The sequence below is a fragment of the Pantoea sp. PNT03 genome (assembly GCF_014852515.1).
Classification (GTDB): domain Bacteria; phylum Pseudomonadota; class Gammaproteobacteria; order Enterobacterales; family Enterobacteriaceae; genus Pantoea; species Pantoea leporis.
Genome location: NZ_JACVBT010000002.1, coordinates 237,855 through 259,474, shown reverse-complemented (window position 1 = coordinate 259,474; position 21,620 = coordinate 237,855). Strand labels below are relative to the sequence as shown.

The window sequence follows — 21,620 nt, the reverse complement described above, 5'->3', positions numbered from 1 at the left end:
TTACGCGCGATTCGCGCTGGCAAGGGCTTGCTGCAAATCGGCCCACAAATCGTTGGTCTCTTCAAGGCCGACCGAGATGCGGATCAGGCGTGGCGAGACGCCGAAATCCACCGCCGAGTTAAATTCACTGGCCTGGTTGATCACCGAAATCGCCGGCATCACCAGACTCTCAAATCCGCCCCAGCTCACGCCCATGTGGAACAGCTCCAGCGCGTTGCACAACTGCGGAATATCCACCTGCTCCGCCACTTCAAAGGCAAACAGACCGCTGTAGCCGCGCAAGGTGGACCACGACTGCGGTGTCAGCCCCGGATGGCAGACGTCGGTCACTAGCGGATGCTTCGCCAGTTTCTCAGCAATAGTCAGCGCGCTTTGGTGATGGTGTTTCATGCGCAGCGGCAGCGTGCGCAGGCCGCGCATCAGCAGTGACGCTTCATGCGCCGAAAGTTTGCCGCCGAGGTAAGGACTGATGTGACGCGTAATGTTGTTGATGTGCTGCTGGCTGGCGATCACCAGACCAGCCACTACATCGCTGTGGCCGCTGATATATTTCGACGCCGAGTGCACCACGATATCGATGCCGCACAGCAGCGGCTGCTGGAAAATCGGTGAAGCCCAGCTGTTATCGATCATGCTGACCACGCCCGCTTCGCGCGCCATCGCGCCGAGCTGATTCAGATTCTGTTCACTCATCACCCAGCTTGAGGGACTTTCCAGATACAGCAGGCTGGCATCCGATAAGGCCGCACCAATTGCAGCTTCGTCATCGCCATCGACAAACTCGGTGACGATGCCAAAGCGCTGGCAGAAGCCACGCAGAAAGCGATAGGTATCGGGATAAACGTGATTAACGCACACCACTTTTTTACCCGGCGCCACCACGCTGAGAATCGCATTGCTGATCGCCGCCATGCCGCTGCCAAAAGCCAGACAGGCTTCGCCGCCCTCCAGCGCCGCCATCTTGTCCTGCAGCGCTTTTACCGTCGGGTTATCGACGCGCGAATAGAGCGGCTGATCGCTCTCGCCGCGAAAGCGCGCGATCATGCTGTCGTAATCACTGAAGGTGAACAGCGAAGACTGGTAAATCGGCGTAGTGACCGCGCCCATTTCATGGCGTTGATCGTGAGTGAGCAGCGTTTTTTGCGAAATCAACTTATCGTTTGGCATTCATTACATCCTTCATGTCGCGTTCGGTGATATCGAGAATTTGATGGCAGATGGCGCGCGCTGCCGTGCAATCGCGCTGGCGGATAGCGTTGAAGAGTTCACGGTGCAGCGGGAAAGAGTCTGAAAACAGCGCCTGTTCCGGCGGTGATTCGAAAAATGCATGAAATGAGTCGTAAATGCCGTTGAGCATTTGTAGCAGCAAAGGATTTCCGGCAGCCCGATAGATGCTGGCGTGAAATGCCCAGTCTTCCGCACCGGCAGAACCGATCGCCAGATGCACTTTTTCCATCTCATTAAGACGTTGCTCGATTTCGATCAGATCGGCAGCCGAGGCACGTTGAGCCGCCAACGCGCAGGATTCTGACTCGATAATGCGGCGCACTTCCAGCGCGTGTAGCATGTTGGCCGAATCGTTTTTAAAGCGCAGCGATAAGAAGCTGTCGTTAACGCCCACTTCCGCCTGCAAAAAAGTACCGCTGCCCTTTTTACGCAAAATAATGCCTAGCGCTTCCCAGCGTTTGAGCGCTTCACGCACCGTATTGCGGCTGACGCCAAGCTTCTCCGCCAGCACGCGTTCCGGCGGCAAGCGGCTGCCGGGCTGCGCACCCGACTGCGCCATATAGCGCGTTAGCGCATCGAGAATCAGCGTATCGCTGCGCGGCGTGGAAATAGGATGAAGCTCAGCCGGTATCTGCATGGCAATGCCCTAATTGGTCCAACATCTCTACCAATCGAATAGCAACGCGCGTGCCAGATTATTAATGCGCTGAATTAAATGAATTTTGTGCGGGGTTATAAGTGGACATTATGCGTTTTGCTGGTGCAAATTGAGGGGATTTGCACCAGTTGGGTACGTGGCAAGGGTGTTGATCATCTTGGGAGGGATTTAGCCGCGAGCAACTGACACGCTTTTATTTATTTAAAACCTGCCAGCGTTTATAGACGTCGAGCGCCTGCGGTCGAGGCTGATATTGCATCGGCAAGCGACGTTGTTCAATTGGCTTGCTGTATTCAGCGTAAAAGGTGTCCAGTTCAAAGTATTTACGATCGTCACGGTAATACGTCGAGTATTCTTCGCGTTTGGTGATGTATATCACCTGCTTTGGACTGCAATAATAGAGTGCACCCAGACACATTGGACAAGGGCTGGCAAGAATGTAAATGTCGCAGTCTGTGAGGTTTTCGCTGCCTGATTGACGGCAGGCTTCGCGGATGGCCAGTATTTCAGCGTGAGCCGTGGGATCATTCGTCTGTGCGACCTGGTTTGCGCTCTCAGCGATTACCTTGCCATCGCGAACAATGACTGTTGCAAATGGTCGACCGCCCTCTTCAACGTTTTTCATTGCTAAATCAATCGTGCGTTGTACAAAATCCATTCGTTCCTCGCTTGTATACATAATTAACCATGACATTTTGAGCCTGGTTCAGTTTTATATAATGCGAAAGCGATGAGCAGGCTAAACGTATACGATTTAACCGTTGAATGAGTAAAAGTTTATTTCTGATGGCGGTGATGGGCAGCACCGCCTTTAGAAGAGTAATAATCTTAATCGCAAGCTCGCATTTTTAAGACTTATTACTGAGGACTACCATTGATGAGGGTTACGCAAAAATTCTGCCTGGCTCGGCAAAATTTCAAGATCCCGTTTTCTACAAATAACCTGCGACGGCATATTTCCTGTTAACGGCGCAATGTCACGCAGTTTCATTTCACGGTTAACTTTAGGTAACCACTCTTCGAACTGTTTCGCGTAGGAATCCGCCAGATTTTTATCATGGGTGCGCCCGACAAAAAGCTTACTTTTAGCGAGGCGGGAAATGTCCGTCGCATATATTTCGTAGAGATCGCCGCACTGTACAATTTCAATTGCGGTGAAATGCATATTGGGCCAGAAACTCACTTTTGCTGAAAAATTGCTGTAATTCATAAAATATCACTTATTGTTGGATTTATCTGTGTGCCAGATTATTCTGGTCGGGCCAGTAATTATAACGCCATTCTCATGGCCTGATACTGTCAGATAAATCCTGAACTTTTAAAATTGAATCAGTTTAAAACCCACGTTCTTAATTATGGGAGATTATCTTAACTGAAAAAGCCGTCATCATCCGGCGTCTTTCCTACCACGATTTGCAGCGTATTCCGCAGACAATCCTGGAAAATCACATCATTGGTGCTCTCAAGCTCTGCCAGCAGATAGGCAATAATGCTCTTATTGGTAACGGTTTTTTTATCTTTTATGATAGCGGTGATAATTGAACCCAATATTTCGGCCTCAGATTTCAGTTTTACAGAACCACAATTGAAATAGGCGATAAAATCGGTACTGATATTCATTTTTTGCATGCGTTTCCCCTGGCGACGTTAGTGCCAGCACTTTATGGAGTAATAAAAAATTAATGGAATAGTCTGAAAAATGAGATCGCAAATGATCTCGTTAAGCTGATTGAATTTAATAAAAGGGGAATATTGTTAATTTTAGAGAAAATGTCTATCAAGAGAGCCTGCTGACGTTTACATTGAGTAGCGTGGGTTTCGGGGTGAAAGAAGTTATGTCACCACTTGATCACAAAAATATACAAACACGGAATAAGAGTACAGAATTTTCTTTTAATAAAACCGCTGTTATTTTAAGCAATTGGAATAAAATCAGCGATAACAGTCAGTTGAGTGATAGTTAGAGTCCAAAGAGAATTGTAAATTAGTCCTGTTAGGTGATTAATGCGCATTGTTGTTTATCGGATTATAGATTGCAGAAGCGCACATTGATGCGCTTCTGCCCCGGTGTTCAAGGCGTTACCGCTTCGCCGCTCACCACTTTTGCTTGCTGCAGGCTGGCCTCTTCCTCGCGGAATTTCAGACGATCCCAGACCCGGAAGAACGGATAGTAAATCACCAGCGAAATCGTTAGATTCACCACCTGCAAAACGGTGCCGGAAATATGCCCGCCGGTGGCCAGATAGCCGCTGACGAAAATCGGTGTGGTAAACGGCAGCGCAATCCCCGCCGGAGGCGCCACCAAACCGGTGCTCATCGCCGCCCACGACACAATCACCAGCACCACCGGTGTCAGGATAAAGGGCAGGAACAGATACGGGTTCATCACCAGCGGAATACCGAACACTAATGGCTCACTGATGTTAAATAGCGCCGCCGGTGCGGCAATTTTACCGAGCTGCTTCATCTGGCGACTGCGTGAACGAATCAGCATGAAAATCACCAATCCCAGTAGCGCGCCGGTTCCGCCCGGTGCAATCCACAAATCATAAAACTGCTGGGTAAAGATGTGCGGGATGGGTTGGTTGTGCTGAAACGCCTCGAGGTTTTCACTCATATTCGACAGCCAAACCGGCTGAATAAACACCAGCACAATCGCATCACCGTGCAGCCCGAGCGTCCAGAGAATCCCAATCAGCAGCACCGAGAAAATCATGCCGGGCAAGGTGCCACCCACGTGATGCATCGGCAAACCAATTACAGTAGCGATCAGGTTATTGATATCGCCGAACGGCGATGCTTCCACCGCCAGACGAATCACCAACACCACCGCCAGCACACAAAAACCGGGTACCAGCGCGAGGAAGGATTTCGCCACCGCAGGCGGCACGCCCTCCGGCATCTTGATCACCAGATTACGGTTGTGCACTAAGCGGTAAATCTCGGTCGATAGCAGCGCAACCACGATAGCCACAAACAAACCCTGGCTGCCAATCAGTGAAATCGGCAACACGCCGGTGACCAACTGCGTCGGCGCGCCTTCCACCGGAGCAAACAGCGTCTGCTGCGGAATGGTCATCACAAATGCCACTAACGCCATCGCGCCGCTGGTGAGCGGATCAAGCGTGCGATACTTCTCCGCCAGGCGGTAAGCGATGCCGAAGCTGGAGATCAGCGCCATGATGTCGTAGGTCGCGCGCACCGGATAAAGCAGTTTGTTGCGCCACGTCTCGCCAAACAGATCCGCCATTAAATGGCCCCACGCCGGAATCGGCAGATAGGCAAAGATCAGGAAGAAGCTGCCAATCAGCATAAACGGCATGTTGAGAATGATGCCGTCGCGCACGGAGAGCACATGCTTCTGACCGGCGATTTTCAGTGCGACGGGCAAGACATAACGGTCTATAAAAGTACGGTTAGACATAGGTGTTCCTCTGGCTCAGTGGCGCAACGGATTATGGCGTGGCGAACTGCGGCAGCCACGGCTTGTTTAAGGTCAGCACTTCGTCAAGCAAAGCTTCGGCGGTCGCGACATCACCGACTAACGGATTGCCGAGCAGCGCCAGCAGCGCTTGCTCACGATCGCCATGCACTGCGGCTTCGATAGTCAGGCGTTCAAACGCTTTGATCTGCTGCGTCAGGCCATTCATCAGCGGCGGCAACTCACCAAACGCCAGCGGATGCGCGCCTTGCGCATCAACCAGACAGTTCACCTCCACCACCGCGTCATCCGGCAGGCCATGAATCGCGCCATTGTTGCGACAGTTCACCACCAGATTTTTGCCACTGTTATTGTGAATTGCGCTGATCAGCTCAACCGCCACTTCGGAGTAATACGCGCCGCCGCGGAAACTCAGCTGCTCGGGTTTGTGCGCCAGATGCGGGTCGGCATACAGCACGAACAGTTCCGCTTCCACTTTCATCACCTGCTCCGCGCGCGTGCCTTCATGACCGTTTTGCGCTTTCTCTTGCTCTTCGGCCAGCATCTGCGGCGTTTGCCAGTAATAACGGTGATACGGGCACGGAATCGCCTTGAGCGCGCGCAGGAACTGCGGCGACCACGGCATATCTTTGATGTTGTTCATGGTGAGCGATTGGCCGTCGCACAGTTGCTCGATCACCTGCGCGGTCACATCCTCGCCGCGACAGGTCACCTGATGCACCCACACCAGATGGTTGAGCCCGGCGAAGCGCAGCTGCACGTCATCCCAGGGCGCATCGAGCATGCCGGCAATCATGTGATGCATATTCACCGGCACATTGCACAGCCCGATGATTTTCGCCTTGCTGTAGCGCGACACCGCCTCCGTCACAATCCCCGCCGGATTAGTGAAGTTGATGATGAAGGCGTCCGGTGCCAGTTCCTCGACTTTGCGCGCTACCTTGAGCATCACCGGAATGGTGCGCAACGCTTTGGCAAAGCCGCCAACGCCAGTGGTTTCCTGGCCGAGCCGACCATATTTCAGCCCGAGGCGCTCATCCGCCGCGCGCGCGGCCAACAATCCCACACGCAGCTGCGTCAGAACAAAACGAGCACCGCGAATCGCGTCATCCAGCTCAAAATGGACGCTGACTTTTACCTGCTCCAGCCCGTTTTGCTGCAGCATACGGCGAGTAAGATCGGCGATAACATTAACCTTTTCGCGCCCTTGCTCGATATCCACCAGCGCCAGTTCCGTCACCGGCAGCTGCGCATAGCGATTGATGATCCCTTCCACCAGCTCCGGTGAATAGCTGCTGCCACCACCAATAATTGCGATTTTAAGCATCTGTGCCTCCTGCCGCTGTGCGGCGATAGAGTTCAATGATTTCGCCAGCCAGATCCTGAATCAGCATGGCGTTCATCAGATGATCCTGGGCGTGCACCAGAATCAGCGTGACCGGCAACTTACCGCTGCCTTCATCCAGACCAATCAACGCGGTCTGCTGCTGGTGCGCAGCGCTGATGCTTTCACCTGCTGCCGCCAGCTGTTGCTGCGCCTCACTGAAGCGCCCTTCTCGCGCCAGTCGCAGCGCGCTGATGGCCGCGCTGCGGGCTGCGCCGGCCTGCACCAGCAGCAGCATAATTTCCTCTTCAAACTCGATAGCCACGATTTCAGACATGCAGAATCCCCCACAGCACAAAGCCGTGTAATGTCAGTCGGATGGGTTAAAAAGGACGTTTAGGAGGCGTGTAAGGCCAGCGCTTTATCGAGCACCTGTTCGCCACGCATCATGCCGTAATCCATCATGTCGATGACGGCGACAGATTTGCCTTGCGGCGCGGCAATAGCGCTAAGACGGGCTGCTTCGAACTGCACCTGCGGGCCAAGCAGAACCACATCGGCATCTGGCAGAATGCGTTCGAATTCCGCCACCGGCACGGCTTTAATGTCAATCTCCAGACCGCGACCTGCAGCGGCATGCTGCATTTTGCTCACCAGCATGCTGGTTGACATGCCTGCAGCACAGCAAAGTACGATGCGCATAATTTCTTCTCCTGTGATTTGTCCCGGTCATTTAAGACCTGTCTCAGAGACGCTGTAAAGTGGTTGCGGGCAGAGGATTTTCTGATGGATAGATAATTTATTGATGCAAGTCAGATGGATACGATTAAAATCGTCATGAAAATATTTTTCATGAGTGTGATCTTAACCGTAATTTAACAGTAAAAAGCCCAACAAACGGCGCTAACACCCTGCGATGAGATGAAAAAAAACTCAACATGAAAAATAATTTCATGCATGATGGACCTTCGCTACTGAGGATGTGATGAGCTAATGGATATTGTCTGGCAATTACGACAGCAGTCGGAGCGCGCGGATGCGCAGGAATCGAGGCTGGCGCGTTTTATTCTGGCGAACCTGCACGCCAATGTACACGTCACCATGGAGAGTCTGGCTACACAGGCTGGCGTGAGTCAGGATGTGCTGCGACGCTTTGCCACTTCGGCGGGCTGTCAGGATCTTGATGATTTTCTCCATCAGGTGCGGAAAGCCGGTCAGCAGCAGGATGTTGAATTTATCGATGTCATCCGCCAGCGGCAATCGTCGCTGAGTCAGCAGGAGAAACGCGTTGCCGAAGCGATTCTCAGCGACACTGCTTTTGCCGCTTCCGCCACCATCGAGCAGCTTGCCGGCCGCGCAGAAGTCAGCGCCGCCACCATCACCCGCTTTGCGCGTTCGCTGGGTTGCGAGGATATCCGTGATTTGCGTATGCGGCTGGCGCGCGCGCCTCAGAGACAACCCCCTCAAGCGATTGCGCCGATTGAGGCTATTACTCAAGCGTTAACCCAGCAATATGGTCAAGCGGAAGCGGCGACCTGGCAACGTGCCGCAGAGCTGTTGCGTAAAGCCCGAAGCGTACTGCTGATTGGCGCATCGGGGCTGCAAACTACGCTGGTGGCGGACGTCCATCAGCGCCTGCAAAACGCCGGACTGGCCAGCGCGTGGATTCAGGATGATAACCTGCTGAGCATGACGCTGAGCCGTTTGCAACCGGACGATCTGTTGCTGATTCTCGCGCCTGATACGGTTAGCAGCCACGTGCTCAGCGCGGTACACCATGCGCACATTCAAAAAACGCCGGTGATTGCGCTTTGTGCGCAGACATTAGATCTCGCCAATCAGGCAGATATCTGGCTGCCGCTGCCGGAAGCGCAACACGCGCGCCGTTACGGCATTTTGTTTGCGCTGGATCGGCTGGAAGCGGCGCTTTAAGCACAGCGGTTACTGAAACAGATCGCCACGATATTTAAACAGCTCCAAATCCGACGCGATGCCGAGTTTTTTCATGCCGGTCTGCTTATGAGCGCTGATGGTTTTGCGGCTGCGATTGAGTTTTGCAGCGATTTCGAACACTTGCATGCCATCAATAAAACAGCGAATCACTTCCGCTTCACGCGCCGTGAGCAATTTACTCAGCTGTGAAACACGCGAAACCTCGTTCGAATCTTCCTGCAAAATAGGACGATCCCGCTTACGGCCTGGCAATTGGCTTAGCTGGCTGGCGATGTCATCCGGCAGCGAGCGCTTGCCAGCAGCAATATTACGGATTGCCGCAAAGTAAGCCGGGGTCTCTTCACGTTTAGTGATATAGCCTTTAATGCCCAGATGCAGAGCCGCACGAATTACCGCAACACTTTCCATCGACGTTGAGAGCAAAATTTTCAACTGCGGATGATGCATCCGGATGTGTTTAATTAGCGATAAGCCATCTAACTGGTCGTTACCCAGAATGTAATCCAGCACCAATACGTCGGCACTGTTCTGCCCAAGCCAGGCCAACAGCGCTTTGCTGGTGCCAAATGTCGCCAGCATGTTGATATCGGGTTCACGTGTGGCAGCAACTTCGAATGAGAAGCGCATCATGGGATGATCATCCAGCATCACCACCTTAATTTTGTTCGCGTGAAACACGGCCATCTGCCACCTCGGTAACCTGAAACTCATATTGATACGGTTTGGCCCAGCATAGGCATTACCGGGACTTTTCTGAAGCGCTGAATGCTTAGGCGCGCGTAGGAAAATACTTATATTATTTTTCATACACTTACTACTAAAAACCAAGACCTGGCCTGGCTGATTCCAGGCAGTATTACGTCAAAATCAAGGTAGAAAAATTACCGATTATTTGACGATGAAAAACGGACTGCTTTTTTACCTCTTGCTTGCTCTCCTGACGCTGGTTTTTATGCCAGGGCTGCCACATGCACAAGGAAACGTGCTGACGCTGGCCCCGCGCATTGAAGTCAATCCGCCGTCGGTGACCTTTGCCGCGAATGTTCGCGCGTGGCTGCTAACGCATCCCGTGGTGCGCGTCGGCGTCTGGGGCGCGTCACAACCGCCGGTTAGCTTGGGCATGGAGCGTGGACAGTTGGCGGGCATTGACGCAGATTACCTGGCGCTGCTCGAATCGACGCTACAGGTACATTTTGAGCTGACTCACTATCGCAGCCGTGAAGAGGCGATTCGCGCGATGAATCATAAAAAAGTCGACATGCTGGCGATCTGGACACCCGATCTCTCGCCGCACATGTCGGTGCATGCTTCATTGCCATGGCTAAACGACCGAGCGGTGATCGTCACGCGCGCCGGACAGCAAGCGCCGCGCGGTAAGCTGCCGTTACTTATGCTGGATAGTCAAACGCTGCCAGATATCAGTCCTTCGCCGGAAGCGTTTGAAGATTACTATCAGGCGATCAATTCCATCGCTTTTGGTCAATCCGCTGCCGCCGGTTTTAGCCATGCTACCGCCAGCTATCTTCAGCGTAATAATCAACTCGATAATCTGTGGCTACTGCCGCATCCTTCACTCGGCGAGTTCCGGCTCACTTTTGGCGTGCCGGCTGCCGAACCGCAATTGCTGAGCGCCATCAATAATGTGCTCACTCATCTGCCGCTGGTAAGCCGTTTGCGCATTGCACAAGGCTGGGGCATGGATCGTGAAGCGGTGATCGGTCATCCCGCGTTATCACTCTCGCCGGAAGAGCTGACATGGAGCCAGCAAAATCCGGCCATCACTGTATTGCTGGATGGTCGTCGCGAACCTATCAGTTATATCAGCCAGCAAGGTGAACCCTCTGGACTGGCGGTCGATGTGCTGCGGCATATCAGCGAGCGCTTCGGCTTACAGTTCAACTATCAAATGGCTGAAGACGATGCACAGCTGACCGCGCTGTGGGTGAAATATCCGCAGGCGGTGCTGGCCAGCAGCCTAACGATACCGAGGGAACCGGAAGCCGCCGATCTGTCGATGACGCAAAGTGAGCCCTGGCTGGTGACGCCAGCGGTGCTGGTGATGCAACGCAACACCATTCAGCCTGCTTCACTGCACGAGCTGGAGGGCGAGAGAATTGCGATCCAGCAGAATAATCCGCTGATTCCGTGGCTGGAAACCTGGTATCCCACGTTGCAACTGATCGTCACCGACACGCTGCAGCAGGCGCTGGTGCTGGTCAACAACGGCGAGGCGCACGGCGCGATTGGATCGCAATTCTCGGTACAGTATCAGCTGAAGCGCAACCCATTCCACCGTCTACACCAGTCGCTTTCGCTGCCGGTAAAACCTTACAGCGTGGGCTTTGCCGCCCAACGAGCAGACTCACCTGCTCTCAGTATTCTCAACAAAGCGCTACAACAAACGCCTCCCGATAGGCTGATGAGTATGGCCAGTTCCTGGCGTGACACACTCCTGGCGCCGGATCAGAAATCAGCACCCGCGTTTTCCCCCACCTTAATCGCGATCACCCTGTTGCTGGGGTTGCTGCTGTTCCTGTTGGTAGGCTGGTGGATTGGTCGATTGTGCCAGTCGCTAAAGGCCCTGCGTGAACGTCTCAACAGTAATCAAACTTTGATTCGTCAACTGCAGGAAGCCAAAGCAGAAAATGATCGGGTGCTCGCGGCGCGTAACGCGTTCATGAAGAGCATGGGCCACGAAATTCGCACCCCGCTCAACGCCATTACCGGCCTGCTGGAGTTAGAGCTGGAGCGATTACACAGCCAGCATCAGCACAATGAAAATTTGCAAACGGTGTATGAATCCGCCTGCTCGCTGCTCTCCATCACCGGCGATGTGTTTGATATTTTCCGCGCCGAAGCGCGTGATGAACAGAGCCGCATCCGCGTGGTAAACCTGCCTTCATTACTGAGCAGTACGGTGGCGCTATTTCAGCAGCAAGCTGAGGAGAAAGGTTTGCGCCTGCATGTCACACTCGATCCCCATGCGCCGCGCGTGGAGTTCGATCCGCTGCTGATCATTCGGATCACCTCCAGCCTGTTACGTAATGCCATTCAACACACTCAGCAAGGCGATATCACGGTGACGCTGTGCTGTGAAACGCAGGAACCTAATGGCTATTTACCGCTGGCGATCGCGGTTAGCAATCAGAGCGACGGCTTGCTGGCCGAGCGCTGGGAAAGCTTGCAAGGCGCTGACGATACGCGCGCCTGGGCGGAAACCGGCTTTAGCCTGGCCGCCTGCCAGCGTATGGCGCAGGACGCCGGTGCGCAGCTCAAAGTTAACAGCGTTGCCGGTGAAAGCAACAGCGTGAGCTTGCACTTCTCTGCGGCGCCGGTAAACGCATCGCCAGCTGCACCGCGCGCTCCGGCACAGCCCACCCCGAAAGTGCTAATTGTTGACGATTATCCCCCCGCTCGTCTGTTACTGAGCCAGCAGTTGCAAAAGGCAGGTTGCGAGGTACTGAGCGCGTTAGATGGCCAACAAGGTCTGACGCTTTGGCAGCAACATCGGCATGAGATTGGATTAGTCATTACCGACTGCACCATGCCGCAGATGGACGGTTTTGCCATGAGCCTTGCGATTCGGCAACAGGAGAAAAACCAGCAGCTGGCAGCAACACCCATCTACGCTTTAACAGCGATGAGCAGTTTTGATGCCGCCGAAGATTGCCGCAGCGCAGGCATTGATGGCTGCCTGACCAAGCCGATTACGCCAACAGAGTTACGTGAAATTCTGTCGAATTGTCTGCGCACAAAGGAAACCGCATATTTAAAGGCGTAATGCTCGTCAATTAAGACTTGATCCCCCTAATTACCGAGGGCACACATTGTAGCGGCGCAATTTATTGCGCGATAAATCGCGCCGCTACGGGAGGTGCGGTGATTTGATACGGCGCTTAACTGATCGGCATGACATATTAAATGGCGTCATTTTTTTGATCGCCATCCAATTATGTGGGCACCTGTAAGCGCAGCATCATGCAGAAAATTGAGCGATGTGGTGCAGTACGCCGGCTTTTAACCTTTTACTCCTCTTCTACGATATCACTTAGAACCGCTGCACTCTCCAGCTGCGCCTTGTAAGCTGCCAACCGCGTGACCAGCTCACTCAAGCGTGGCTGCAATGCGTCGCTTTGCTGTTGTGGATCGCGGCAGGCGATCTCCAGCTGCAGACAGGCATCAGCCAACCGATGCTGGCGGGCGATACGCACGCTGCCCGCGATGCGATGTACCAGATCGGCAATTTCAGCACGATGATGGTCGAGGTTGAGCTCGTCTAGCTGCGTCAAATCTTCCGCCAGCGTGGCAACCATCAAATCGCGCATGGCCGCTTCCATCTGGCGATCGACGTCGCTACTTTCTGGCGCTGCAGGCACGGTGACGTCCGCTGGAGATTTTTCTGCGCCAATCGCGCGCAGTGCGGCCGCCAGGCTGCTGATCGAGCAGGGTTTAAACAGACAGCTGTTCATGCCGGCTTCCAGGCAGCGTTTGATTACCACATGCATGGCATTCGCGGTAAAGCCCATAATCCAACTCGGCGCACGCCCTAAATCTTCTTCCGATTCACGAATAATCTCGGTCAGTTGATAACCATTTAAACCCGGCATATTGCAGTCGGTGATCACCACATCGTAATTGCCACGCTGCCACATCTGTAATGCTTCATGACCATCAGCGGCCAAATCCGCCTGTTGCCCCAACCAACTCAACTGCTTCGCCAGCAGCATACGGTTAGCTGCGTTATCATCCACCACCAGCACCGAACGGAGCGGCAGTTTTTCACCCTCTTCCGCTTTCTCTTCCAGCTCGAGGCTCTGGCTTTCCGCCATCGGCAGCATCAACGTGGCGCGGGCGCAGGTTCCCACACCTTTTTCACTGCTCAGCGTTAAGGTTCCGCCCATCTTTTCACAAATGGTACGGCTGATATAAAGACCAAGCCCGGTTCCGGCGCGGCGGTTATCGGCCTGGCTGAAGGGTTTAAACAGCGCGGCCTGCTGTTTTTCATCAATACCAATGCCGCTGTCCTGCACTTCAATCACCAGATACACGTGGTCGGCAGCGACATCTTTCTGTTGGGTGAGCGTCAGCGAGACGCCGCCCTGATCGGTGAATTTGATCGCGTTGCTTAACAGATTGGACAGCACCTGCTTGATGCGCAACGGATCGGCGAGCACCTGCTCCAACCCATCTTCGGGAATGTGCCTGGTCAGCGTGATATTTTTGTCAATCGCTAGCCCCTGAAACACCTTCATCAGGTTATCGATCAGCTTGCCGGGATGCACCGCTTCCGGATGATATTCCAGCTGGCCGCCTTCAATGCGCGAGATGTCGAGGATATCGCCAATCAGCCCCACCAGACTTTCCGCCGAATCGTATGCCACTTCTAATGCCTGCAAATCCTGCTCGCCGCTGCGCCCTTTTTTCAGCGCCATATCCAGCATGCCGATAATCGCATTCATAGGTGTACGGATTTCATGGCTCATGGTCGAGAGAAATACTGATTTAGCGCGGCTGGAATCTTCTGCCCGCTCTTTGGCCTCGCGCAGTTCGGCAAACAGCGCTTCACGCTCGGAGATGTCCATCCAACCGGCGATAACACCGACCACGTTGCCATCGCTGTCGTTAAACGGCTGGATCCACTGATAAACGGTGACGCCAATCGAAGAATCCGGGTTGTCCCACAGGTCATAACGGCGATCTTCAACGATCGGAACGCCAGTTTTTACCACATCAATCAGCTGATTGTGATAAAACGCCGCCTGCTCTGGCGTGCGTAAGCCGGGATGTTCGGGCATGGTTTTGCCCAACGCCTCTTCATAAATCACACCGGTTTCCACTAAATAGCGCTGGTTACAGTAGGTTAAACGACCATCTTTGTCGCGCAGTGAAACCGGGAACGGCATGCTGGTCACCAACGCTTGTAACTGTGCCAGCTGCACATTCAGTTCACGCCGCAGCTCGGCTTTCCGGCGGATAATTTGTCGCTGATACAGCGACCAGCCGATCACCATCAACATGAGCAATACAAAGAAGATGATGCTGGCGATCAGCACCGCCTGATAGCGCTGCCAGAAGCTGTCGTAAACAATCAGGTCGCTGGGCCGCCAGCGGTTAGCCAGCTCCTCAATCTCCACCGGCGGAATGCTCAGCAGCACTTTATCGAGAATGCTGCGCAGTTCGGGATCGGCGCGTCCAACGCCAAACGAAACCCACGCGGGCGAACTGCCAATCGCGCTGACCATCTTTAACTTATTCTGGAAGTGAGTTTTGATCTGATAATCCACCATCACCAGAATATCGACGCCCGCATCGGCCTGGCCCTTGTCCACCTTCGCCATCATTTCTGTGATGTTCTGTACCGGCACAATCTCGATTTCCGGATAACGCGCATGCACCATATTTTCGACGCTGGTGTTGGCGACCATCGCCAGCCGCTTGCCGCGCAGATCGGGCAGCGAATGAATATCGTTGTTACCCACGCGCGTGGTCAGGGCAAAGGTGCTGCGCAGATAAGGTCGGGTAAACAGGATTTGCTGTTCGCGCTGAGCGCTGGGTGTCAGCGAGGCGAACATATCAAAATCGGCGCTGTTGACACGGTTTACCAACTCTTGGGAGGTATCCACGGTTTCAAAACTGAAGCGCAAGCCGGTTTTTAATGTCACCAGTGTGATGAGGTCGCTCACCATGCCACGCAGCGCGCCACTCTGATCGATAATGGTCATCGGCGCGGCTTTGTCCTGGCTAAACATCACCATTTTTATCACCGGATGCGCCATCATCCATTTACGTTCCTCAGCGGTGAAAGGTGGGGTATTCAGCGACTGGTTCATCCCCACCATGTCGGGCTGCCAAATACGCAACAGTTCGTTTTTCTCTTCCCGCGGCACGTTACTGATTGCACGATTCACCAGCGTTTGAAGTTCTGTCGCCTGCTCGGGAAACGCAAAACTGATCATCTTCTGCGGCAGCTGGCTAAAGCGGACCATGCGCAAATTATTTAAAAAGTTACGGCTGAGGGAAAAACTATTGCCCAAATAGACACGCGCGGTTCCAAAGGAGACGGCGCTCAGCGCATCCTGATAATTTTCATACATGCGGAAATTAGCGTGCGGATAAGCCTGACGCAGCAAGCTTAGAGGCAGATAGGTCTTCACCACGGCAACATCAATATTGTGGAGATCGCCGGGCAAAGGGTCGTTATCGTTGGCGCGCATGCCGAGAACCGGTTGTTCACTGGCATAAGGATCAGAAAAAAGCAGCGGGCTCTCATCCTGCCGCGCAGTGAGCGACGGCACCAAATCGATCTTGCCACTTTTCAACGCATTGAGTGCTTGCTCCAGCGACGCATATTGCTCAATGTGCAGCGTTAAGCCGAGCTGTTTAGCTACCAGTCCAGCATAGTCGGCGCTCAATCCTTCATATTCGTCCCGCATGTTAGTCATGCCATAAGGCGGTGACTCGCTGGGAAAAATGCCCATTACTAACTGCTTTTTATCCTGCAGCAGATGACGGTCTTCCGTCGAAAGCACTAGCGGTTTGAGCCCCTCAAATGAGGCGCGAGTCAGTAAATGAAACTCTTTCGCCTGCACAGGAACCCGCGCGGCACAGAGCAATATCAGGAAAATGCAGCAAAGCGTACGCATAGTACCGGCTATTTGATCAGGTTGTTACGACGGGCAAAATCGATTAGATCGATCAGCGACTGCGCATTGAGCTTCTGCTTTAGACGATGTTTATAAGTGCTGATCGTTTTTTCACTCAGCAGCAATTGTTCGCCAATCTGTTTATTACCCATGCCCTTACCGATGCTAACTAACACGCTCAATTCACGATCGGAAAGTTGCTCTAACAAGCCGTCGTCATCATGATAGCTGTCAGTTTGCTCATACGATTGATAGGTTGATTGCGGAAAAAAACTGTACCCGCGCATCACCATTTTGATGGCATCTAATAATTCGCTCATATCATCAGATTTGGTGACGAAGCCATCTGCACCGGCTTGTTTACAGCGCTGGGCAAAATGGCTGCTGGACTGCGATGTCAGCACTAAGATCTTTAGCGACAAATTCAGGGTGCGCAGCCGCTCCAGCACCTGGAAACCATCAATTTTTGGCAGCCCAATATCCAGCAGCACTAAATCTGGCAAACATTCCCGTGTTTTCTGAATAGCGTCGACACCGTTATTGGTTTCGGCCACCACTTCCATCTCATTGCGTTCCAGCAACATTTTTACGGCAAATCGGATAACCGGATGGTCATCAACAATGATTACTTTTTTCATAGAAATGAGATCCTGATGACTACGCTGAGCGGGTTATCAATGAGTTCCCAGGGCGGATTACACTATCCGGTTTTAACAGAATGGTCTGTAGGAAATTACTTATGCTTCCTATTCCTGACCCTGAGCTTTTCAGCAGTTTTGCGCCAATCCGATCCTACTCGTCCTGCTGTAACAATATAACTTAACAACACATTTTACCAAATTGTAGGACTCAGAGAATTTTTACCCAGCGGGAAGATGGATGTGAGTCGTGGCATAGCTTTTTTCTGATACGCTCGTTGCAGAACGGTGCATAAGGATGAGAGGCGTGACCTGTGAATAAGCAGAACACTATTTTTTCAAAGTAGATAAAAATCTCGCTAACGCTATTTGTACGAAATGCCTTACATAATTGCGATTCCACTCTGATGGAGTGCCGGTAAAACAATTATTAAAATGACGTCCAAGCCCTAACTTTGCCTTTAGCACATTCCACTAAACGCGTGAATTCGAGTTTGTCATGAAGAAAATTATCGTCGCTATATTATTTTTACTGATTAATACCACAAGCCTATTGGCTTGGGCAGATCGCTGTGATTATGATCCCGGTTCTGGCCCGGTAAATTTAACTGTTCCGCTTTCAGTTGCGAATATTTCCGTTGGCGCTGACGTTCCGGTTGGCTCGACAGTGCATACCCTTAAGGTGATAGGCAGTACAGGTAAACAACCTTGGTTAGTTTGTCGTCCTGAAGGAACATCAAATGGGTTCAGTATTGACCAGTATCTTAGCCTGACCAATGCACCGGCATTAGTTCCGGGCTGGACTGGAAATTATGCGGGCGCAGTATTTCAAACAGGTGTTCCCGGTCTAGGTGTCGCCATTGTCAATAATGACGGTACTACCGCCAATCAAGCCATTACCACTTCAGCGGTAAAAAAGTGGACGACGCCTGTGGGAAATACAGCCTATCATTTTTATTATGGTAACTCATTTACTCTTCATTTTATTAAGACCGGCCCAATGAGTGCAGGTACAGTTAATGGTGCACAGTTGCCAACCGTTTTATTGACCACCGGATCTGTTACGCCTGTAGTAAATATTCCTGATACGCCCTATCGACTTAACTTCTCCGGCAGTCTGAATGTGATCGCCGCCAGTTGCACCACACCCGATGTCAACGTCAACATGGGCAAATGGGAAATCAATAGCTGGTTTGGTACAGGCAAAGCCAATGCCACCTCATGGGTGCCATTTGATATTCGATTGACTAACTGCCCAGCATTTCAGGGTAATTATTCTAATCCCAGCGCACCGCCTACGTATCATACTGGCAGTGGATTTGCCGCAGGAACCTGGGTGACGAACAGTATCAAGATTAGATTCACACCGAGTAATGGGGTCATTGACGCCGCTCAGGGCATTATGAGCCTAGACAACAGTGCTGATTCCGCACAAGGGATAGGTATTCAAATTGCCGACGGAAAGGTTTCACCTGCACCGGTAAATCTCAACCAGACGCTCGATAAAAATATGGCCAGTAACGCGGTGGGGACGGTTTTACTGCCTTTCTCCGCGCGCTATATCAAAACAGGCGGCACCGTTTCACCTGGTGTTGCAAATGGTAAAGTGATTTTCAATATAAGCTATTACTGATTAAGCATTGTTAAATGAGCGGGAATAAGGTTGTATACCTTATTCCCTTTTTTATATCTGAATCCCATCATGTTAGTAGGAAACACGCAAACCAACCGTTTTGGTTAGGTCGCAGTCAATCGCGTTCCATTCACCTGCAATACTCAACGATAGGTCGTCGTAATAATTCCTTTCTGCTTTGTATTATCAATCCACACTAACTTCATACTGCCTTGATGATTAGGCAAAGCCTTAAATCGGACATCAGAGCGAATTGCGGAAATATGCGGTTGAGTGGTTCTGGGACAATGGCTCTTAACGTTATTTTGCTGCAAGGTTATCTCGCACGTCTCTTCTTTTAGATAACCCTGAAAATGAAGCGTGCTGCCCGAAGCAGACACATTGGCTGAAAACAAGCTGGTGAGAAAGGCAAACAGTATGGCATTGCGGAGAGTCATGATGTGGCCTCTTATTAAAAATGACACCTTAATAATCGGCCAGATTGGGCAAAACTAAAATTTTTAGCGATGTTTAACTGCCCGGCGGAGTTGCTCCACCAGGCACTTGACATTTAGCGACCACAAACCGCATTAAAGGATTGCAGTGCAGGTTTGCTGTTTTTTGCTTCAGGCATACGTTTGTATGGTAACTGACACGATTGATTGGCATCGTTACTCCAGCGCACCGTCAATGTGCCCTGCTCTTGTTCTACCAAGGCGTATGCCTGTCCTGCCTGACCCACGGAACCCACCTGCTTGCCTTTGCTGTCCAGCACATCGGCGCCAAACGGTAAGGGTTTGCCTTGCCAGTTCGCGGAAATCAGTATTGGCAGACCACGGTGCGCCTTGTATTTCACTTTCACCACCGCACCTGAATAAGGTGCGACGCGTGAAGAGGTGTTCTCAAGCTCCACGCCCGCTGACGTGCCTTTGGGATCCACCACGATCTCATTCATCTGATAGGGATTGAGATAAGGTACCAGCGCATATCCGCTGTTATCGACAAACACGCCCGGATAGGACGACACGCTCGCGCCCTGCGCACCTTTGGCTTCCACCAGTGCATAGGTATCGCCGGTGTACGGGCTCAAGGTTACACCACCGCTGTGTGCCACGATCGTACCATTAAGTCCCACAGAACCGCTCTGGTAACCTTTACCCGTACTCAATGAACCGCTGAGGTTAGTAGCACTGGCGCGATATTGTCCATTGAGCGAGCCGCTGCTGCCATCACCTGCCGCAGCATGACGCGCCGTTGCGCCATAGCTGAACTGGTTATCATCTCCCGCCGTACCGGCGATCGAGGCGAGTTGCCCCCAACGCCCATCATTGTCATGTGAAAGTTCAGTGCGTAATAGCGGCGTATGGCGTTGATTATCACTACCCAACGGCATACTGAAACTCAGCAAGTAACTGTTTTGCGAGCTGCCATAGCTGCTGTAGCTACGGTTGACGGAAATGCCCCATGACACGGAACCAGTGCGATTGTTATAGCCAAGCTGGAACTGTTTCTGGTTGCCTTCACGATTCCAGTAATCCTGCATCGAGCCACTGAGGTAGACATTTCCCCATATATCCGGCAGCGTTTGTCCGGCGGTGACCGAGAAACGATTTTTGGCACGATATACGGAATCCAGGCTAGCGCCACGCTGTAGCACATCACGGCTTTGCATCGCTGTCATAAAATCCATATAACCGGACGTTGAGAAGCGGTAAGCAGCGATTGACAGATTACTGCCGCTTTCCGGCACCGCTTTGCTGTAGCTAATACGGTAACTTTGCCCGGTCATGCTGGCATCTTGCTGCTCATCAACATTGCGCAGATGGGTGCGTGCCTGCGTAATATCAAAAGCAAAAGCACCCAGAGGTGTACCTAACGCCGTTCCGCCTTGCAGCGCATAATAATTCTGGCTCGCCTGCAATCCTGCGTAACCGGTAACATTGTTAGTTAAGCCATATTGCCAAGTGCCCTGATAGAGCGCGACGTCACCACGAATGTAGTTGGCACGCAATTTACCCGCCGTCACGTCATAGCGGGATGTTCCTGGGCGCAGCAATTGCGCTACCGCTGCATAAGGCACGCGGAAACTGCTTTTGCTGCCATCCGCTTCAATCACCGTTACCTCGAGATCGCCACCGTAGCCGGTAGGATAAAGATCGTTGATTAGGAACTCGCCCGGCGACACGGTGGTTTCATAAATCACCTGACCTTGCTGACTAACCGTTACGCGTGCGTTGGTGCGCGCGATACCGCGAATTTCCGGCGCATAGCCGCGCTGAGATTCCGGCAACATGCGCTCGTCGCTGGCCAGTTGAACGCCACTGAACGGCAGCGTATCGAAAATCACACCGCTGGTATTTGATTGCCCGACGACAAGGCGTCCACGCAATGGCACTACATCATGCTGCACATAGGTATTAAGCGACTGATAACCGCTGCCGCCTTGTTGCTGCCAGTTGTAGTTGCCGTTGTGACGCAGGTACCAACCGCCGATGTTCAACCCTGCGTTCACGCCGCCAAAGAAGGATTTATACACCTGTCCCGCCGAGCGGCTGGTGTAGGCATTGGTCGAGTATCCCAACATGAAGGCCGGGATCCCTTCATCCCATAACGCTGGATCAACGTAATCCTGTGGCACCTTATTCAGATAGATTTGCGGAATGGAGATGTCGAGACGCAACTGGTTGCTGTCGTAGCTCACGCTGGCGTCCGGCAATACAGACGTTAAATCGCTGCAATCCTTTTCACTCGTGAGCAGATCCGCAGCCGACGCGGGCAGCGCCGAGGCATTAAACGGGATCTTTTTCAGCAATGATGAAGGTATGCAGGCGCGAACTTGCTTATCTGCCATCTCGCGGAAGTTGATATCCTGATTGGCAATCAAGTGTTCATTAACGTACACCAACGTGCGATAGGTGCCCGGTGTAGCCGATGCGCCCTGGTTAAAGCGCGCCAGATCAATGGCTCCCCCTTTGCTGACCTGTAAAAAACTGGCGTCAAACTCCGCCTCTTCAGCGGCAAAGGCTTGATTTGCGCCACTTAATAACGCGGTAAACACCGCGCTCGCTAATAAGGTGTAACGCAGTGGCATTGAAGATTCTCTGGTAAAAGTCATAAGCGTGC

General features: G+C 52.4%; 16 protein-coding genes. 3 read left to right on the top strand and 13 right to left on the bottom strand.

The window, feature by feature from the left end; all coding sequences use genetic code 11:
* The 9 genes from IB226_RS09300 to IB226_RS09260 all read right to left on the bottom strand — a co-directional run bounded on the left by IB226_RS09300 (position 1) and on the right by IB226_RS09260 (position 7,356).
* Positions 1–1,167, bottom strand: coding sequence for a PLP-dependent transferase (locus tag IB226_RS09300; protein WP_192234858.1), 1,167 nt, complete (start codon positions 1,165–1,167; stop codon positions 1–3).
* The gene (locus IB226_RS09295; protein ID WP_110866887.1) at positions 1,154–1,864 is read right to left on the bottom strand and encodes a FadR/GntR family transcriptional regulator; all 711 of its coding nucleotides are present in this window, start codon (positions 1,862–1,864) and stop codon (positions 1,154–1,156) included. Before IB226_RS09295 ends, IB226_RS09300 begins: the two co-directional genes overlap by 14 nt.
* Positions 1,865–2,078: 214 nt before the next feature.
* Complete coding sequence (locus IB226_RS09290) at positions 2,079–2,543, bottom strand: nucleoside deaminase (protein ID WP_192234855.1); 465 nt, start codon at positions 2,541–2,543, stop codon at positions 2,079–2,081.
* A gap of 210 nt (positions 2,544–2,753) precedes the next feature.
* Positions 2,754–3,095 (bottom strand): hypothetical protein, encoded by a 342-nt coding sequence (locus IB226_RS09285; RefSeq protein WP_192234853.1) that lies wholly within the window; start codon positions 3,093–3,095, stop codon positions 2,754–2,756.
* A gap of 158 nt (positions 3,096–3,253) precedes the next feature.
* Positions 3,254–3,514: a biofilm/acid-resistance regulator YmgB/AriR gene (locus IB226_RS09280; RefSeq protein WP_101761515.1), complete on the bottom strand. Its 261-nt coding sequence runs from the start codon at positions 3,512–3,514 to the stop codon at positions 3,254–3,256.
* 442 nt (positions 3,515–3,956) lie between these two features.
* Complete coding sequence (gene celB, locus IB226_RS09275; RefSeq protein WP_192234851.1) at positions 3,957–5,309, bottom strand: PTS cellobiose transporter subunit IIC; 1,353 nt, start codon at positions 5,307–5,309, stop codon at positions 3,957–3,959.
* A gap of 31 nt (positions 5,310–5,340) precedes the next feature.
* Entirely contained in the window at positions 5,341–6,654 is a 1,314-nt protein-coding gene (locus IB226_RS09270) for a 6-phospho-beta-glucosidase (protein WP_192234848.1), read from the bottom strand.
* Positions 6,647–6,988: a PTS lactose/cellobiose transporter subunit IIA gene (locus IB226_RS09265; RefSeq protein WP_101761518.1), complete on the bottom strand. Its 342-nt coding sequence runs from the start codon at positions 6,986–6,988 to the stop codon at positions 6,647–6,649. The genes IB226_RS09270 and IB226_RS09265 overlap by 8 nt, the downstream gene beginning before the upstream one ends.
* A gap of 59 nt (positions 6,989–7,047) precedes the next feature.
* Positions 7,048–7,356 (bottom strand): PTS sugar transporter subunit IIB, encoded by a 309-nt coding sequence (locus IB226_RS09260; RefSeq protein WP_101761519.1) that lies wholly within the window; start codon positions 7,354–7,356, stop codon positions 7,048–7,050.
* 288 nt (positions 7,357–7,644) lie between these two features.
* Between IB226_RS09260 and IB226_RS09255 the strand changes: the two genes are divergently transcribed.
* Positions 7,645–8,583 (top strand): MurR/RpiR family transcriptional regulator, encoded by a 939-nt coding sequence (locus IB226_RS09255; RefSeq protein ID WP_192234846.1) that lies wholly within the window; start codon positions 7,645–7,647, stop codon positions 8,581–8,583.
* A gap of 9 nt (positions 8,584–8,592) precedes the next feature.
* Here IB226_RS09255 and IB226_RS09250 read toward each other — a convergent pair whose 3' ends face one another.
* The gene (locus IB226_RS09250) at positions 8,593–9,288 is read right to left on the bottom strand and encodes a response regulator transcription factor (RefSeq protein ID WP_110866880.1); all 696 of its coding nucleotides are present in this window, start codon (positions 9,286–9,288) and stop codon (positions 8,593–8,595) included.
* 268 nt (positions 9,289–9,556) lie between these two features.
* Here IB226_RS09250 and IB226_RS09245 point away from each other — a divergent pair, with 268 nt between their 5' ends.
* Entirely contained in the window at positions 9,557–12,385 is a 2,829-nt protein-coding gene (locus tag IB226_RS09245; protein ID WP_225608249.1) for a transporter substrate-binding domain-containing protein, read from the top strand.
* Between the two features lie 244 nt (positions 12,386–12,629).
* On the opposite strand, the gene IB226_RS09240 is transcribed toward IB226_RS09245, so the two are convergent.
* Both IB226_RS09240 and IB226_RS09235 read right to left on the bottom strand, forming a co-directional pair.
* Positions 12,630–16,133 (bottom strand): transporter substrate-binding domain-containing protein, encoded by a 3,504-nt coding sequence (locus tag IB226_RS09240; RefSeq protein WP_370579428.1) that lies wholly within the window; start codon positions 16,131–16,133, stop codon positions 12,630–12,632.
* Positions 16,134–16,255: 122 nt separating this feature from the next.
* Positions 16,256–16,885, bottom strand: a complete 630-nt coding sequence (locus tag IB226_RS09235; protein ID WP_110866877.1) for a response regulator transcription factor — start codon at positions 16,883–16,885, stop codon at positions 16,256–16,258.
* Between the two features lie 499 nt (positions 16,886–17,384).
* Here IB226_RS09235 and IB226_RS09230 point away from each other — a divergent pair, with 499 nt between their 5' ends.
* Entirely contained in the window at positions 17,385–18,518 is a 1,134-nt protein-coding gene (locus IB226_RS09230; RefSeq protein ID WP_192234840.1) for a fimbrial protein, read from the top strand.
* Positions 18,519–19,068: 550 nt separating this feature from the next.
* Here IB226_RS09230 and IB226_RS09225 read toward each other — a convergent pair.
* The gene (locus tag IB226_RS09225) at positions 19,069–21,612 is read right to left on the bottom strand and encodes a fimbria/pilus outer membrane usher protein (RefSeq protein WP_192234838.1); all 2,544 of its coding nucleotides are present in this window, start codon (positions 21,610–21,612) and stop codon (positions 19,069–19,071) included.
* Positions 21,613–21,620 lie beyond the last annotated feature (8 nt).

Coding starts and splice junctions, on each gene's coding strand:
- IB226_RS09290 (WP_192234855.1), bottom strand. CDS start 2,543: ATGGATTTTGTACAACGCACGATTGATTTAGCAATGAAAAACGTTGAA.
- IB226_RS09245 (WP_225608249.1), top strand. CDS start 9,557: ATGCCAGGGCTGCCACATGCACAAGGAAACGTGCTGACGCTGGCCCCG.
- celB (WP_192234851.1), bottom strand. CDS start 5,309: ATGTCTAACCGTACTTTTATAGACCGTTATGTCTTGCCCGTCGCACTG.
- IB226_RS09250 (WP_110866880.1), bottom strand. CDS start 9,288: ATGGCCGTGTTTCACGCGAACAAAATTAAGGTGGTGATGCTGGATGAT.
- IB226_RS09270 (WP_192234848.1), bottom strand. CDS start 6,654: ATGCTTAAAATCGCAATTATTGGTGGTGGCAGCAGCTATTCACCGGAG.
- IB226_RS09255 (WP_192234846.1), top strand. CDS start 7,645: ATGGATATTGTCTGGCAATTACGACAGCAGTCGGAGCGCGCGGATGCG.
- IB226_RS09230 (WP_192234840.1), top strand. CDS start 17,385: ATGAAGAAAATTATCGTCGCTATATTATTTTTACTGATTAATACCACA.
- IB226_RS09300 (WP_192234858.1), bottom strand. CDS start 1,167: ATGCCAAACGATAAGTTGATTTCGCAAAAAACGCTGCTCACTCACGAT.
- IB226_RS09280 (WP_101761515.1), bottom strand. CDS start 3,514: ATGCAAAAAATGAATATCAGTACCGATTTTATCGCCTATTTCAATTGT.
- IB226_RS09285 (WP_192234853.1), bottom strand. CDS start 3,095: ATGAATTACAGCAATTTTTCAGCAAAAGTGAGTTTCTGGCCCAATATG.
- IB226_RS09265 (WP_101761518.1), bottom strand. CDS start 6,988: ATGTCTGAAATCGTGGCTATCGAGTTTGAAGAGGAAATTATGCTGCTG.
- IB226_RS09225 (WP_192234838.1), bottom strand. CDS start 21,612: ATGACTTTTACCAGAGAATCTTCAATGCCACTGCGTTACACCTTATTA.
- IB226_RS09295 (WP_110866887.1), bottom strand. CDS start 1,864: ATGCAGATACCGGCTGAGCTTCATCCTATTTCCACGCCGCGCAGCGAT.
- IB226_RS09235 (WP_110866877.1), bottom strand. CDS start 16,885: ATGAAAAAAGTAATCATTGTTGATGACCATCCGGTTATCCGATTTGCC.